13 protein-coding genes are annotated in these 14030 nt (G+C 70.5%); 3 read left to right on the forward strand and 10 right to left on the reverse strand.

The window, feature by feature from the left end; genetic code table 11:
- Window positions 1–885, reverse strand: coding sequence for a hypothetical protein (locus ACFY8O_RS03475; RefSeq protein WP_387898397.1), 885 nt, complete (start codon window positions 883–885; stop codon window positions 1–3).
- Window positions 882–2489, reverse strand: a complete 1608-nt coding sequence (locus ACFY8O_RS03480; RefSeq protein ID WP_387898400.1) for a polymorphic toxin-type HINT domain-containing protein — start codon at window positions 2487–2489, stop codon at window positions 882–884. The genes ACFY8O_RS03475 and ACFY8O_RS03480 overlap by 4 nt, the downstream gene beginning before the upstream one ends.
- Window positions 2490–3117: 628 nt before the next feature.
- On the opposite strand from ACFY8O_RS03480, the gene ACFY8O_RS03485 reads away from it, so the two are divergent.
- The 3 genes from ACFY8O_RS03485 to ACFY8O_RS03495 are packed head-to-tail and all read left to right on the forward strand — an operon-like array spanning window position 3118 to window position 6181.
- Window positions 3118–5109: a hypothetical protein gene (locus tag ACFY8O_RS03485; protein WP_387898402.1), complete on the forward strand. Its 1992-nt coding sequence runs from the start codon at window positions 3118–3120 to the stop codon at window positions 5107–5109.
- A gap of 20 nt (window positions 5110–5129) precedes the next feature.
- On the forward strand, window positions 5130–5711 hold the full coding sequence (locus tag ACFY8O_RS03490) for a hypothetical protein (protein ID WP_145804790.1): 582 nt from the start codon (window positions 5130–5132) through the stop codon (window positions 5709–5711).
- Window positions 5712–5731: 20 nt separating this feature from the next.
- Window positions 5732–6181: a DUF3592 domain-containing protein gene (locus tag ACFY8O_RS03495; protein ID WP_387898405.1), complete on the forward strand. Its 450-nt coding sequence runs from the start codon at window positions 5732–5734 to the stop codon at window positions 6179–6181.
- Between the two features lie 72 nt (window positions 6182–6253).
- On the opposite strand, the gene ACFY8O_RS03500 is transcribed toward ACFY8O_RS03495, so the two are convergent.
- From ACFY8O_RS03500 to ACFY8O_RS03535, 8 genes are all read right to left on the reverse strand, one after another.
- Window positions 6254–6736 carry a hypothetical protein gene (locus ACFY8O_RS03500; RefSeq protein WP_387898408.1) on the reverse strand — a complete coding sequence of 161 codons (483 nt, stop codon included), beginning with the start codon at window positions 6734–6736 and terminating at the stop codon, window positions 6254–6256.
- A complete protein-coding gene (locus tag ACFY8O_RS03505) occupies window positions 6733–7452 on the reverse strand; it encodes a hypothetical protein (RefSeq protein WP_387898411.1) in 720 nt (239 codons plus the stop codon). Before ACFY8O_RS03505 ends, ACFY8O_RS03500 begins: the two co-directional genes overlap by 4 nt.
- Window positions 7453–7519: 67 nt before the next feature.
- Window positions 7520–10003 (reverse strand): Tox-REase-5 domain-containing protein, encoded by a 2484-nt coding sequence (locus tag ACFY8O_RS03510; protein ID WP_387898413.1) that lies wholly within the window; start codon window positions 10001–10003, stop codon window positions 7520–7522.
- A gap of 563 nt (window positions 10004–10566) precedes the next feature.
- Window positions 10567–11205, reverse strand: coding sequence for an OmpA family protein (locus ACFY8O_RS03515; protein ID WP_387899547.1), 639 nt, complete (start codon window positions 11203–11205; stop codon window positions 10567–10569).
- Between the two features lie 8 nt (window positions 11206–11213).
- Entirely contained in the window at window positions 11214–11813 is a 600-nt protein-coding gene (locus ACFY8O_RS03520; RefSeq protein WP_387898416.1) for a hypothetical protein, read from the reverse strand.
- Between the two features lie 31 nt (window positions 11814–11844).
- Window positions 11845–12510 carry a pilus assembly protein TadG-related protein gene (locus ACFY8O_RS03525; protein ID WP_387898419.1) on the reverse strand — a complete coding sequence of 222 codons (666 nt, stop codon included), beginning with the start codon at window positions 12508–12510 and terminating at the stop codon, window positions 11845–11847.
- Window positions 12507–12740 carry a hypothetical protein gene (locus ACFY8O_RS03530; RefSeq protein WP_356737759.1) on the reverse strand — a complete coding sequence of 78 codons (234 nt, stop codon included), beginning with the start codon at window positions 12738–12740 and terminating at the stop codon, window positions 12507–12509. The genes ACFY8O_RS03525 and ACFY8O_RS03530 overlap by 4 nt, the downstream gene beginning before the upstream one ends.
- A 255-nt stretch (window positions 12741–12995) precedes the next feature.
- Window positions 12996–14030, reverse strand: a complete 1035-nt coding sequence (locus ACFY8O_RS03535) for a response regulator (protein WP_387898422.1) — start codon at window positions 14028–14030, stop codon at window positions 12996–12998.

A 14030-nucleotide genomic window follows, 5' to 3' on the forward strand; every position in this document is an offset into this window, starting at 1 on the left:
TCAGTCGTCCCACGGCAGCTCGACCGGGCGCCGGTGCCACCACCAGCCCCGGTCGGCGACGGCGGAGCCCGAGCGGGTGAGGCGGCCGAGCAGCGCGCCGGAGTCGTCCTCGGTGCCGTGCCGGAACAGCTCGTCCAGCTCCTCCAGCGCCTGGCGCACCGGCCCCCGTTCGGGGCCCGCGGCCTCGGCCAGCTCGGCCAGGCGGTCGCGGGTGCGCAGATCCTCGACGTACAGCTCGGCGGAGTAGCGACCGCCCGGCGACCAGCCGGCGTCGATCCGGCGCACAAGGCGTTCCCAGAGCAGCAGTGCCTCGCGCGCCCGGTTCACGGTGCCGACGGCGGGCGCGCGGCCGTGCGGGTCCCGCGCCGCCGCGTAGGCGTCGGCGACCGGGGTCTCCACCTGCTGCTCGCGCAGGATCTCGGCCAGCACCTCGACGCGGGCCGACGGGAGCTGGTCCATGGGGGCCTCGACCGCGTCGACCACGAGGACCGGACGCTCCTCGTCCCCCTCCCCCTCCAGCAGGCGCGCCCGGGTGAGCGTCCCGTCCGGACCCACCGCCCAGTACGCCGAAGGGGCCTTCTCCCGCGCGGGGTACAGGACCGTCGTGGCGAGTGCGTCGGCGAGCCGCGGGGCCGCCTCCGCCTCGCCCGGCGGCGCCGCCACCGCGTCCGAGGCGGAGACGTCCCAGGCGAGCGCCAGGTCTCCGGCCACGGCGCGGTACGTGCAGAGGACCGGGGCGTCCCAGTTCCTGTCGTCCGCCTGCCCGGTGTCCTCGTCGGCGACGTCCACTCCGGCCGCCGGGAGACCGAGGGCTCCGGCCAGCGCCGCCGCCATGAGGTGCGGCGCGGGCCGGTGCACGGTCAGGAACGTGTAGCTCGCGGTCATGAATAGGTCCCGTCGTAAACCTTCTTGGCCTTCTCCACCACCTCAGGATGGTCGGCAAAGCGCGGGTTCCTTGTCAAAGCGGGTGAATCCGTCTTGCCGCCCGCCTTGGCGATCTCCTTGAGCGCCGCGTACTCGTTCCTGTCCAGTTCCACGAGCCCCTTGCCGGAGATCGGGAAGGTCCGGCCGTTCTCCTCCACGCCGTACTTGCGCCCGTTGATCTCGTAGGCGCTGCCGTTGTCGACGAGCTTGCCCTTGCCCTCCGCGATGCCCTTGATGTCGTTCGTGACGTCGGCCTCGTTGCCCTTGAGGATGACGGTGTTCTTCTCCTTCACCATGCCGTTCCTCGCACCGGCCACGGTGTGCCTCGGGTGCGGCGGCTTGAGCTTCTTGCCGGCCGCGGGTCCCTTGACGTTCGGGTCGGTCTCGAACTCGCAGTCGTTGTTGTGCACCAGCACGCCGGCGGTGCCGATGCCGACGTAGTACGCGTGGATGCCGTCGACCGAGAGGTCGTGCGTGGTCTGCCGCTCCGTGGAGCGGGAGACGCCCGTCACCATGAGCGACCTGCCGTCGGGAAGCCGGAGACGGTCACCCGTCACGATGTCACCGGCGTCCACCCAGTCCTGCCGGCCGTTCAGCCAGAAGGGGTGGGTGTCGGTGGCCGTGATCCGGCCGGCCGAGGTGCTCAGCCGGGTGAAGTGCTTGTCGTCGTAGGTGGTGAAGGTCTCCGTCACCTGGCGTACGGCGGAGACTCCGCGCACCGGATCGGTGGCGACCACCGTGTCCCCGGCCCGCAGGGACTCGATGGGAACCCGCCTGCCGTCCGCGACGAGCACCGGGGTGCCGGGCGGGAAGCTGTGACTGACCGGGCAGGTCTGCGGCTTGTCGTCCTTCTTGGGTGGGTCCTTCTTCTCCGCGTCGAGCTTCTTCTGCGCGTCCGCGAGCTTCTTCTCGGCGTCCTTGACCTTCTTACGGTTCTTGATCAGGTTCTTCAGGCCGTCGTAGAGGTCCCCACCGTGCTTCTTGAGCTTCTTGATCAGCTCGGCGGCCTTCTTCCACTTCCACGGCGCCCCGTACTTCGCCGCGAGCTTCCCGACCGCGCCACCGACCAGACTCAGCAGCACATTGATCAACGTCTCGGTGCAGGCGCCCATGTCGCCCTTGGTGATGCAGTCCAGGGCGTCGGTGATCCCCAGCTCCTCCGCCAGGATCTTCGCCAGCTCCTTCGCGGCCTCCACCGCCTTGTCGGAGCTGTCCTTCTCCGCCTTCTGCGCGTCCTGGAGCTCCTTCAGCGCGGCGTCGTAATCGATCTGCGTCTGCGACTTCGGCGCACCGTCGTCCGAGGCCGGGTCACCCTCACCGGCCGGATCGCCCGCGGTCACGTCCGTGTCCCCGCCGCCACCGTCACCGCACCCGCCGCCACCGCCGATCCGGCAGACCTGGGCGCTGATCTTCTCGGTCAGCTCGGCGCCGATCCCGGTGGCCACCAGGGCACCGACGATCGCCGCGACCACCAGGACCAGACCCAGATACTCGACCGCGCCCTGACCACGCTCACCGCCGCGCGACCGGCGCAACCCGAGCAGACGCACCCTCGTCCGCGGCACACTCCCCCGCGACCAACGGCGTAACCGACGACGCACAACCCCCGGACCAGACATACCCACGACGCTAACCACCGCACAGGCGAGCCGTCTTGGGCCCCCGGACCCAAACCGGCGGGGGCCGCGCCCAAAAAGAAGCCCCGTCCCGGCCGCGGGCCGCCGCCCTTGCCGGGGTCGCGCTTCCCGGCGCGCCGCAGGTGGCCTCGCGGGCGCGGGGCGGAGAAGAGGGACCGGAGGCGGTCCTGATCACGTCCCCGGCCCCGGCGTCGGGGGTCGCACCGGAAGGCCGAGGGGCGGCCCGGCGCCGCGGGCGGCGGGCCGGCCGGCCTCCGCGACCTCGACGCCGTCCTCCCGCCGCACGTCGTCCACCAGGCGCTTCCGCGCATGGTTCCACGGCACCGACCACCGTGCAGGCGAGCGGAGTTGGAACCGCGGCCCCCCTGCCCCGTGGGTTCAGGGCCGTTCCAGCCGCCGCGTCCCCCCAAGGCATCGGGCCCGTCTTCTGAACGAGGGCCGTGGTGCGGCAGGTTGGGCCCGTCTTTGGGGCCGGGGGCCCAGGTCGCGGGGGCGCTCCGGCCGTACATTCACCCTCCAGAGGCAACTGGGCCGGCGTCGTCGAAAGGGTGAAACCGTGAGCGGTGGCAGAGACTGGGGAAGCGGCATCCCGGGCCATGTACCGCCGGGTTCCACCGGCGGCGGGGACGGCTGGTTCTTCCCGCTGAGCCGCAGCTGGGCGGCCGGCGCTCTCATGTACGTCGCCACCGGCTTCCTCGTGACGCGCGCGCTCGTCGAGACCCTCGGGACCGGGGAGCGCCTCGACCTGTTCGGCTGGCGCCTGGCCCTGCTGCACCTGCCCGGCGTCCTCGTCACCGTGCTGACGGTCCTCGCCGCCGCCCGCGCTCTTCCCGACCGGCAGCGCGAGTCCGGCGTCCTGCGCCTGCTGGCCGCACTCGCCGTCCCCGTCGCCGGACTCGCCTACGGCTACGCCGTGGCCTGGGAGGTGGTGGGCACCGAGGGCGTGGTGATGCCGGCGGTCGCGATGGTCACGGGATCGGCCGTGGGGCTGGCGGTCGACCGGCTCCTGGAGGGCAGGGACGAGCACCCCGCGTCCTCGTCGGCGTACACCCGCTCGTACCACTGGCGTGACGGTGGCGCCACCGCCACCGAATACCTCGGCGTCATCGTGCTCGTCGTCGCACTCGTCGCGGCGCTCGCCATGGCCGGGATCGGGGGCAAGATCGGCGACCGCATCCGCTGCGCCATCACCTCCCTCACCGGGGGCGGCGGCGGCTGCGCGACCGGTGGGGACGACACGGCGAAGCCGAAGACCGACGCGGACTACGAGCCCAAGCTCTGCCAGGTCTCCAGCATCTCGGACACCGCGGGCGGCAAGGTCAAGATCGGCTGGTTCGAGTGGGGCGAGGAGTACGGCTTCCAGCAGAAGGTCGCGCAGGCCAAGACCGATGTGAACGAGGACGGGAAGGTCGACGAGAACGACAAGCTCGTCTACATGACCTTCACCGACGCCGCGTCGGCGGGAGCCAACGCCAGCACACCGGGGGTGAAGCTCGGCAGCCTGGGGAAGGCGGACATCGACATCGGCGGCGGCGTCAAGATCACCAACGGCGACACCTGGGTCTTCAAGAGCGAGGCCGACGCGCAGAAGATGCGTGACGACATCGAGGAGATGAAGATGTGGGAGACCTCGATGAAGCACAGCGGCGGCTACGGCGGCGGCTGGTACTCCGGCATGAAGTGGGCGGAGAAGAAGGAGGACATCGAGAAGAAGATCGGTGACAAGAAGATCTCCTACTCGACCATCGGCCTCAACGTGTACGCCGACGGCGGCCTCTCCATCAAGGCGGGCGACGAGGACAAGCTGGGCGCCAAGCTCGGCGGCAAGGCCAAGTTCTCCCCCGATGTGACGATCACCAAGGACGACGTCAACGGCAACGAGTCGTACACCTACACGGCCAAGCTCGAACTCGAGGGCAAGGTGAGCGGCAGCGCCGGTCCGCTCGGCGGCACCGCGGGCGCCAAGGACACGAACACCGGGGCGATCACGGTCACCCGCGACCAGAAGACGGGCAAGATCGTCCGGATCGACATGACGAAGACGGTGGAGAAGACTTCGACGTCCGACAAGGGCGAGGCCGGCGGCGACAACGGCAAGAAGGACGGCGACAAGCGGGGCGGCAAGGGGAGCGTCACCGACTCCTCCGGCGACACGGGCATCGAGGTGCAGACGAACTCGATCGTCTTCGGCAAGGAGACCGACGAGGCCACCGAGGCCAAGCGGGCCGTCGCGGAGACCTGGCTCGACGGCTCGGGGAACAACACCGCCCCCTTCGAGTACATGTTCGGCGACAAGTCCCTGAACAAGAAGCCTGAGGGCGGGGACCCCTTCGAGCAGCTGATGTTCCAGGACGGCCTGTCCAGCACGATGCAGTACCACGGCGAGACGGACGCCCAGGAGTTCGGCTTCGAGGTCTCGCTGGGCATGAGTCTCGGATTCTCGATCTCCGACGAGCACAAGAAGGAGACACTGACGGACGCGCAGTTCCTCGGAGCTCCGCAGGGCGACAAGCGCTCGTACCTCCCGTACAGCTACTGCGCCCGGTGAACCCACGCGACGAAGAGGCGATGACGTTGAAGAAGTCGAAGGCGTTCGGCGCGGCGGCTGTCGCCGTCCTCGCTCTGACACTGCTCGGTGGCTGCGGCGGCGGGGACGCCGGAGCGGTCCCCGAGGGCTGGGGCACGCTCGACACGAAGAGCGTGTCGGTCGGCTACCCGAAGAGCGAGGGGTACGCCCCGCAGCCGGCCGCGGAGCGCAGCGAGGCCAACGCCGCGGTCGCGCTCAAGGAGGAGAAGGGCCTGCGCACCGGGATGGTCTCGGTCCAGCTGGACTTCGCCACCGGGGTCGGTGACGCCGACGAGGCCGCCGCGGCGGCGGGCGCCGGGATCGGGCTCGGGGCGACCCGCGGGGCGACCACGGACGTGCGGCTCGCGGGCGAGGAGAGCGCCCGTGAAGCACGCCGGATCGACTACGAGTTCACCTCGACGGGCGAGGAGTCGACGCCGGTGAAGGGGACGCGGATGACGGGGGTCGTGGTGGCCGGGGTCGACTCGAAGGACGTACCGTTCGCCATCCGGGTCAACGCGGTGAAGGGTGCGCTGAGCCCGGCGGACCTCGACGCGTTCGTCGACTCCATCACCGTCAAGTAACCCGCTCCGGAGTCTCGTTCATGGACGTACTGCCCGGTGGCACGGCCACCTTCCTCCTGCTGTTCGGCGTGTTCCTCGGCGCGTTCGCCGTACGCTCCGGCCTCCGGCTGGCCCGGGTGCTGCGACTGGTCCGGCACGGCGAACGCGTCGAGGGCCGGTGCGCGGACCGGCGCGTGGTGGACCGGGGGTCCGGGACGGAGAACCGTTACCGCACGGAGTACGTCTTCGCCTTCCGCACCCCGGACGGCCGCGAGGTGGAGTTCACCGACCACGCCCCGGGCCCCTTCGGCTTCGAGGTCGGGGCGCCGGTCCGGGTCTCCTTCGACCCCACGGCCCCCGAGCGCCGGGCCACCGTGGCGGGGCCGGGGGCGTGGGGGCCGGTCCTGATGCCGACGGTCTTCGCCGTGGTGCTCGGGCTGTTCTCGCTGGCGCTGCTGTTCGCCTTCGCGGCGATGCGGGGCTGGGTCTGAGGGGAGACCCGAAGGCGAGAGGCCTTCGCCCGAGGGGCGAAGGCGATGTGGGGGGCGTCGACCGAGGGCGTGTTACCCGGCCGGCGCGGCGAAGGCCACCGCGAAGAGCACGACGGGCTCCTCCCGGTCCATCTGCCCGACGCCGATCCCGACCGTGCGCCCGTCCGCGTGCCAGGTCTGAAGGTCGCCGGAGTACCCGAGCTCGCCGAGCGCGGCGAAGAGCGGCGGCACGGCCCGGCCCTCCGCCTCGCGCTCCTCGTACGGGACGGTGGAGAGCTCGCCGTGCCGTCCCCAGCGCGTGTCGAGGGCCAGGACCACACCCCAGCGCTCGGTCTCGAACGCCTCGTGCGCCGCGTCCATCCGCTCGCCGTCGTCGTCCGCGTCGTAGAAGTCCTCGCCGACCCGGAGCGCGACGACCGCGAAGTCCTCGCCGCAGGCCGAGCGGCCGGGATCGGCGCAGCCCTGCCAGGGGGGCGTGTACGGGCCTGCCCGCAGTGCCTCGACAGCGGCGATGTCACCGCGCACCCTGGCCCGGAGTTCCAGCGCCTCGCTCACCAGAGCGGCCGGGGCTCCGCGACGGGCAGGGGTTCCAGGGCGCCCGCGCCGGCGAGGGCCCGCTGCGCGGCCATGACCGCGTCGGTGTCCCGCCCGGAGTCCAGGACCAGCCCGCCGTCCGCCGTGGCGCGGCGCGGGCCGGGCAGGTCAGCGGGCACGAGGGCGGCGCGATTGGCGGAGAGGTAGGTGACCCAGCCGCAGCGCGGCCTGGAGTTGCGGAGGGCGAAGGCGGACTTGACCGCGTTGAACAGCTCACGGTCGTAGGCCAGGCCCGTGTCGGCCTCCCAGGCTTCGGCGAGCGCGGCGAGTACGTCGGGGAGCCGGTCGGTGAGCGGGGCGCGTGAGCCGGCCGCCGCTCCGGCCGCCGGGAAGAGCTGGAGCGTCGCGGTGAAGGGGGTGTACGCGTCGCTGCCGCCCCCCTTGGCCCGCAGATAGGCGTATCCGCCGTCGGGCCAGGTGCCGACGACCGCGGCCTGCCGTCCGACGATGTCGGCGTCCTTTTCCGGGCCCCCGGCCTCGATCACGGTGGCGACGTCCTCGGCGGTGGACGGGACGGGGGTCCCCTTCCCGTCCTCCACGTCCCAGCGCCAGTCGACCGGGCCGGGCTCCGACAGCTGCGTCAACCGGGCGAGCGCCTCCAGCCAGCGCTCCGCCAGCTCCCCGGGGGACTCGGGCCGCGGGCCCCAGGACACCTTCACCACGACTTCGCTCGACATCGTCATCCCTCGTGCTCGTGCTCGGACCCGTGCCGGTTCCGTCCCCGGGGTCCGGGCGCCGCCGACGTCAGTTCTTCACCTCAGTGTGCTTCACGATCACGTCCACGTCGGCGTCGTCGAACGCCTTCTGCGCCGCATCGGCCACCTTCTTGTTGGAGAAGTTCCATTCAACCGGTTTGTCCCCGGCCGCACGCAGCTGCCGCTGCGCCTGTTCCACGAACTTGGCCGCCTGGGCGGGTTCGAGGGTGCCGTCCGGCCGCACCTTCTTGCCGTACCCGAACTTCGCCTCCTTGTAGGTCTGGGAGGCGGAGTCCCAGCCGTCGAAGTCGACGTCACGGCCCGTCTGCGGTTCCTTCACGGCGTACTCCTTGCCGCGCTTCACTCCGGAGACCTGCTCCTGGTAACGCATCCAGCGCTCCATGCCGGGCCAGTACGCCACGGACTTCTTGGCCTTCCACTGGCCGTCGCCCGCGTCCTTCGACCCCTTGCGGGGGTTCTTCAGGTCCCCGTACCAGGAGGGCTTCGCCCACTTGGCGACCTTCTTGCGGCTCGCCTCCTTCGCCGCCGCCTTGGCCGCGTCGGCGTCCTTCTGCGCCTGCTCGGCGGCGTCGATCTCCTCCTGGCTGACCCCGTCGCACTCCTTCTCCGCGAGGAGCAGGACCGGGACCCCGTTGACGCGGTAGGCGGCCTGGGTGTGCGCCGCCGCGTTCACACCGCCGGCGTAGGCGGGCTGGTGCCGACCGCCGCCGAGGGGCCCTGAGCTGATCAGGCAGCCCTTCTCCGCCAGCTCGTCGGCCGCGTCGTCCGCATGCTCCTGGGCCTCGTCCGCGGCCTTCTTCGCCGCGTCGACATCACCCTTGCCCGCGGCCTTGCGCGCCCGCTCGGCGGCCTTGCCCGCCTTCTGTGCCGCCTCGCCGAGCTTGCCCAGCTTCCCGAGTTTGCCGAGCTTGCCCAGCTTCTGGGCGATCTTGGCCTCGCCGTACCCGGGGATGAAGAGCGAGCCGATGTTCCATGCGACGGTGGTGCCGGCCCTGGTCTTCTGGCCGTTGTTCCACTGGTCCTTGACCTCGTCGCCGATGAACATGTCGTCGAGCACGGTCAGGCCGGTGTCGACGGAGGAGCCGCCCCAGTCGGTCAGGGCGTCCCAGTAGTCGCCCTTGCGCCACTTGTCGCCGGCGTCCTTGGTCCCCTCCGACCAGGCGTCACCGAGCGAGCTGCCGTAGTCCTTGATCCCTTCCCAGGTGCCGGGGAGGTCCGTGACCGTGTCCCAGATCCCGGTGACGTCGCCCCAGATGCCGTCGACGAAGAGGCCGCCCGCCACCTGCTCGACCTTGTCCCCCGCGCAGGAGAAGAAGGCGCCGAAGCCGGAGAAGCAGTCCTCGTCCTCGTCCTCGTCACCCTCGCCCGAGGCGTCCTCGTCGTCCTCCCAGCCGGGCTCGTCCTCGGCGGCGTCGGTCTTGTCCTCGTCGGTCTCGACCTCCACGTTGCCGACGGGCTGGGTCCCGGTGCCGCCGGTGCCACCCGACTCGCCGCCGGTCGCGCCGCCTGAACCGCCGGTGCCGCCCGCGTCTCCGCCGGTGCTGCCGGTGGCTCCCGAGTCGCCGCCGGTCGCGCCGCCTGAGCTGCCCGAGGCCCCGCCGGTGGTGCCGCCCGTGCTGTCCGCACCGCCTGAGGTGCCGGTGCTGCCGCCCGAGTCACCCCCCGTACTGCCACCCGAAGCGCTGCCCGTGCTGCCGCTCGTCCCGCCGGTGTCCGCACCACCGGTGCCGCTTGTCCCGCCGGTGTCCGTGCCACCGGTGCCACCTGTCCCTCCGGTGTCCGAACCTCCGGTGTCCGCGCCTCCGGTGTCCGTGTCACCGTCGGCCGGCACGTCACCGGCCTCCACCGTCTCCGAGCCGGCCCCCGGAGCAGGACACGAACTGCCCGTCAGCGAGCAGATGGCGGCCTGCAGGCCGTCGGTTATCCGGCCGCCCACACCGCCCAGCGCGAGGGCGAGGACGATCGCCGCCACGACGGTGACCAGCCCCAGGTACTCCATCGCCGACTGGCCCCGGTCCCTGCGCCACGTGATCATCCGTGACAGCGAGAAAGGGGGTTCCTCGTGGATCTCCCGGTGACCTCCGTCCAGACGGAACCACCGGCGGCTCTCCGCCCGGCTCAGGAGGACGAGGATCACGACGGGAAGGAACATCTGGGTCAGCCCGCGCAGGGAACCGTCCCGCAGGCTCGATATCCCGCCCAGGAGCAGCCATGCCTGTACGGCGAGCAGCCCCCGCCAGACCCACACCCCGCCGGTCCACGCCTTGCGTGCCAGCACCCATCCGGCGACACCGGGCGCGGCGCCGTACAGGGTGAGTGCCAGGACGGCGCCGTCCAGGGCGTCGATGCTCGCCGCTGTCAGGAGCAGTCCCACGCCGCCGAAGACCGTGATGGCGAAGAGGACGTGGATGAGGATGCGTGACACCCTCAGCAGCTGAGGCATGTCCTGGCGCTCGGGGACGGGCGGCTGCCACGAGCCTCCGAAGCCGGGAGTTGACCCCACGGTGGACATGTTCGGCCTCAACTCGTCTCATCGTGACCGCATTTGGTCGATAACCGTACGCCGCCGAACCCTCTGTGCGCCTGGGCCCAGGGGCCCAATCAGGACCTACAGCAGTGACGCCCCACCAGGTGCGACGGCAGAAACCGGGTGAAGCGAGGGCTCCGCTTCCACCCGGCCGTGATGGCTTTCAGGCCCGGGACCAGAGGGCCGATCGTCGGCCACGGCGGTGCCGGCAACTGCGGCGTCGGACACAGCTGTTCGATGGGGCTCGATCAGCCGGACAGGTGCCGCGTGCAGCTCCTGAACGCCGAGGTACGCCTCCTGTGCGAGAACCGGACGGGCCTGGGGCACCCGTTGCTGCCACGCGTAGCGCCCGCAACGGTTCGCCGTCTGCCGTACGTCGGCACGCGGGTGGCCCGGGCGGAGAGGCGCGCCGCCAGAAGGGCGAGTGCCCCTCGCGGCTGGAGGCGGATGGGCGCGAAGAACAGCCCGAACGGGCCGGCCACGATGTCTCGTGGCCGGCCCGTCGACTGGCCGTCGGTTCGACTGGACGTCGGTCTGTGGCGTGGACGTCAGCCCGTCGTACGCGGGAAGGAGACCTCCACGCGGCGGTTCTTCTTGCGGCCTTCCTCCGTGCTGTTGTCGGCGATGGGGTACTGCTCGCCGTACCCGCGGATCTCGAAGGTGATCGACGGGTCGAGCTCCTTCGACAGCACGCTGTTCACCGCCTCGGCACGCTGCTTGGACAGCACGTCGCCGTGTGCCGAGGAACCGAGGTTGTCCGTGAAGCCGAAGACCCGGACCTTCGTCGCGTTCTGCTTCTCGATCTCGGCCGCGATGGCGACGATGCGCGAGTTGGCCTCGGAGCTCAGCTTGGCGCTGTCCTTGCCGAAGAGCACCTCGGCCTGGAGCGCGAACTTGATGTCCGCGTTGCTGTCCTCGCGACGCTCCTCGCCGCCGAGATCCTCGACCACCTGGATGATGTCGAGGACCTTCCCGGGAGCGAGGGTGCCGCCCTCGGGCATCTTGAGGTCCGGATCGTTGCCGTCCGTCTTGACGGGCGGCTCAGCCGACGCCTCGGTCCCGGGCGGGACGCTGGGGCCGTCGTCGGCCTGCGCCACGGCGCCCATGAACGTCGTGCTCACCGTGAACAACGTCGTGGCTACTGCCACGCCTGCCGTTGGTCCCATTCGCCTGCGAAGGTGGGTCATCTCGCTCATCACCCTGAGATCTTCAGCGACGTGGTGGAGAACGACGGAAGAGTGAAGTCAACCTCCGTCGTCGTGCTGGGCGGAGCCGGGAACTGCATGAAGACAGGTGCGGAACCCCCTGCCGCAACGTTGGTCATGGCTGTCGTGCACAGGCACCGATTGTCCGTGTCCCGCAGCACGTAGTAGCGCTTCTTGCCTACCTTGTCGACAAGGGTGGCTCCCGCGACAGAGTTGGGGTTCTGCGCTACGACATTGCTTTCCGTGCCCTCCATTCCATTCAAGCTTCGGGGCTGGTCACCTGTGTTCTTGATCTCGCCGCTCACCGTGACGAAGCCACCGGAGTCGCGCTTTACCTCCTGAACGACGAGTACGAGCCCCACCTCGCCCTTGATCTCGGCGAGCTTCGCATTCGGGTCCGTTTCCTCACCGGCCGCCGTATCAGGGTTGGCCCCCTTGTTCGACTTGTCGGTCTCGGCGGAGGCGGACGAACCGGTGCTCTCGGGATCGCCGTCGTCACCACCACAGCCCGTGACCGTGAGGGCCAGCGCCGCTGCCATCGAGGCAACCGCCACTGCCCTTCGAGACCTCGGTGTGCGCCGAATGCTCATGGGTTCTGGTTCCTTTACTCGTCGTTCACTGTCAGTCGTCGGTCAGATGCACGGCAAAGAGCGTCTCGCCCAACTCAGCCCAGGGATCAGGATGAAGAGGGTCGATCTCGAACCGATCCCTACCGTCACATTGGAAGGTGAACGGACCTGGAGTCTCGGGCTTCTCACCCTCGTCCTCTTCGTTCTCCGGCTGAGGCGACGCCTCCCCGTCCGGCTCCTCGGCAGGCTTCCAGTTGCACCGGAACTCGACCACAGCCGTCGCGGTGGCTGTGGCGCGCGTCTTCTCCGTACCGGGTATCACCGTGTCGCCCACCGTGTTGCGGGTCTCGACCTTCACGGTGACCTCGTCACGCTGGAAACCGGAGTCCCACCTACAGCGGCCGACCACATCCGCGCGATTGCTCGCGGCAAAACGCTGCGCCTGATTGCACGGCTCGCCGCTGATGTAGTGGCCTCCGAAGAAGTCGTTGAGTCCGCCTGGCAGCAGAAGCGATCCGAGGAACGCCGGCCCTATCTCGTCGCGGGCCTGCTGGGCAGCAGCGAGGGCCGCTGCGTCAGCGGCCCCCTGAGCACCATTACGCGTGGCCGAAGCCTTACCGACCGCAAAGAATGCGAACGCGAGGAAGAGCAGACCCGCCACCATCACGATGTAGATGGGGAAGGCCTGCCCTCGATCGCTGCACCGTGCCTTGGTCACTTGCCCGCAGTGATGGAGCTCACCAGACCCGTGATGCGGGTCGTGATCGCCGAGCCGATGCCTGAGGCCACCATGCCGCCGATGATCGCCACGACCACCAGGATGATGCCCAGGTACTCGAACGCCGTCTGGCCCCGGTCCTTGGCCTCGTAGCGCTTCTGGATCGCGCTGACTGCGGTGTTCGCCCAGCCGTTGACGCGGACGGCGGTCTTCAGGGTGATGTTCGACATGGTGTTCCCCTCCAGGTCCGGCCGACCGACAGCCGGCCGACTCACACGTTTCTCGGTTGTCGCACCCGTTACCGGCTTCCTCCTGGCCGGTGCCGTCTGCGACATGAGAAACGTACGGCGGAACACCCTTCCCGAGAGAGGGTCCCAGGGCCCAAAGCCGGGCCCAATGTGTGAGTTGGGCCCGGCGTCCCCGCTCCTGGGCCCGGACGCAGCCGGTCCCGGCCGTCGTGTGGCGCTTCCCCCGCTGAGCCATGGTTACCTGCCTCCCAGACCCGGCCGGCCACCCGGCGCCGTGCCCAGCCATCGGGCGATGGCCTCGCTGCGGCTGCCGCTGTGGAGCTTGGTGAAGATGCGGTTGATGTGGTTCTTGACCGTCTTCTCGCTGATGAAGCAGGTGGCGGCGATCTGCTGATTGCTCATGCCCGACGCGATTAGCTCCATGACCTCCACCTCCCTGGAACTCAGGCCGTGCTGCGGCGAGTTGGGCGCCCCCGGCGGGTCATCCGCCTTCGAAGACTGTGCCACAACCGGTTGCAGTTGCGAAAGACCCTGCGCCGGCGGGTTCGGTCGCGTCGCAGGTGGGAGCGATTGCGGCACCGGCCCGTGTGCAGGCGCACCGTGCGGGGAGGCGGAGGCCAGGGCCGCACCGAGGCCGTCCGGGAGCGGGCCGCCCTGCGGGACGGGGCCCTGGCGCATGTGGGCGAGGAGCGCGTTCGCGGCCGTGGCCGTGAAGTGGGCCCGGCCGCCCTTCGTGTCGCGTACCGCCTGCACCAGCTGGTCCGCGGTGAACTCCCCGTGCACCAGATAGCCGCCGGCGCCGAGCCGCAGCGCCTCGTGCACGATCTCGCTCTCGCGGCTGTACGTCAGCATCATCACCGGCGCCACCCGTACGAGGTGCGGCAGGGCGGAGATGCCGTCGACCCCCGGCATGCGGACGTCGAGCAGGACGACGTCCGGGCGGTGCTGCACGGCCATCTCGTACGCCTGACGGCCGTCCGCCGCCTCGGCGACGACCTCGATGTCCTCACGGCCGGACAGCAGGACGCCCAGCCCGGCGCGTACCACCGGGTTGTCGTCGGCGACGACGACCCGGAGCGGGCCCGGTGCGGGGGTGTCGCGGGGTGCGGGGAAGGGCGGCATCAGCTCGGATGCCGCGGGCCTCTGGGGCGCCGGGAATCCCGGGGAGCTGAGCTCGGAGGGAAGCGGGTTCGCGTGGGCGGAAGTGTGCTGGGAGGCGTGGTTCTGCGCCGCCCAGTTCTGGCCCGACGTGCGGGAGATGTCGTCCGGCAT

The organism is Streptomyces argenteolus (genome assembly GCF_042902585.1).
Lineage (GTDB): Bacteria > Actinomycetota > Actinomycetes > Streptomycetales > Streptomycetaceae > Streptomyces > Streptomyces argenteolus.

Excerpts from the sequence above, each read along its gene's own strand:
- ACFY8O_RS03475 (WP_387898397.1), bottom strand. The coding sequence starts at position 885 with ATGACCGCGAGCTACACGTTCCTGACCGTGCACCGGCCCGCGCCGCAC.
- ACFY8O_RS03505 (WP_387898411.1), bottom strand. The coding sequence starts at position 7,452 with ATGTCGAGCGAAGTCGTGGTGAAGGTGTCCTGGGGCCCGCGGCCCGAG.
- ACFY8O_RS03495 (WP_387898405.1), top strand. The coding sequence starts at position 5,732 with ATGGACGTACTGCCCGGTGGCACGGCCACCTTCCTCCTGCTGTTCGGC.
- ACFY8O_RS03515 (WP_387899547.1), bottom strand. The coding sequence starts at position 11,205 with ATGACCCACCTTCGCAGGCGAATGGGACCAACGGCAGGCGTGGCAGTA.
- ACFY8O_RS03520 (WP_387898416.1), bottom strand. The coding sequence starts at position 11,813 with ATGAGCATTCGGCGCACACCGAGGTCTCGAAGGGCAGTGGCGGTTGCC.
- ACFY8O_RS03490 (WP_145804790.1), top strand. The coding sequence starts at position 5,130 with ATGACGTTGAAGAAGTCGAAGGCGTTCGGCGCGGCGGCTGTCGCCGTC.
- ACFY8O_RS03530 (WP_356737759.1), bottom strand. The coding sequence starts at position 12,740 with ATGTCGAACATCACCCTGAAGACCGCCGTCCGCGTCAACGGCTGGGCG.
- ACFY8O_RS03535 (WP_387898422.1), bottom strand. The coding sequence starts at position 14,030 with ATGCCGGACGACATCTCCCGCACGTCGGGCCAGAACTGGGCGGCGCAG.
- ACFY8O_RS03510 (WP_387898413.1), bottom strand. The coding sequence starts at position 10,003 with ATGTCCACCGTGGGGTCAACTCCCGGCTTCGGAGGCTCGTGGCAGCCG.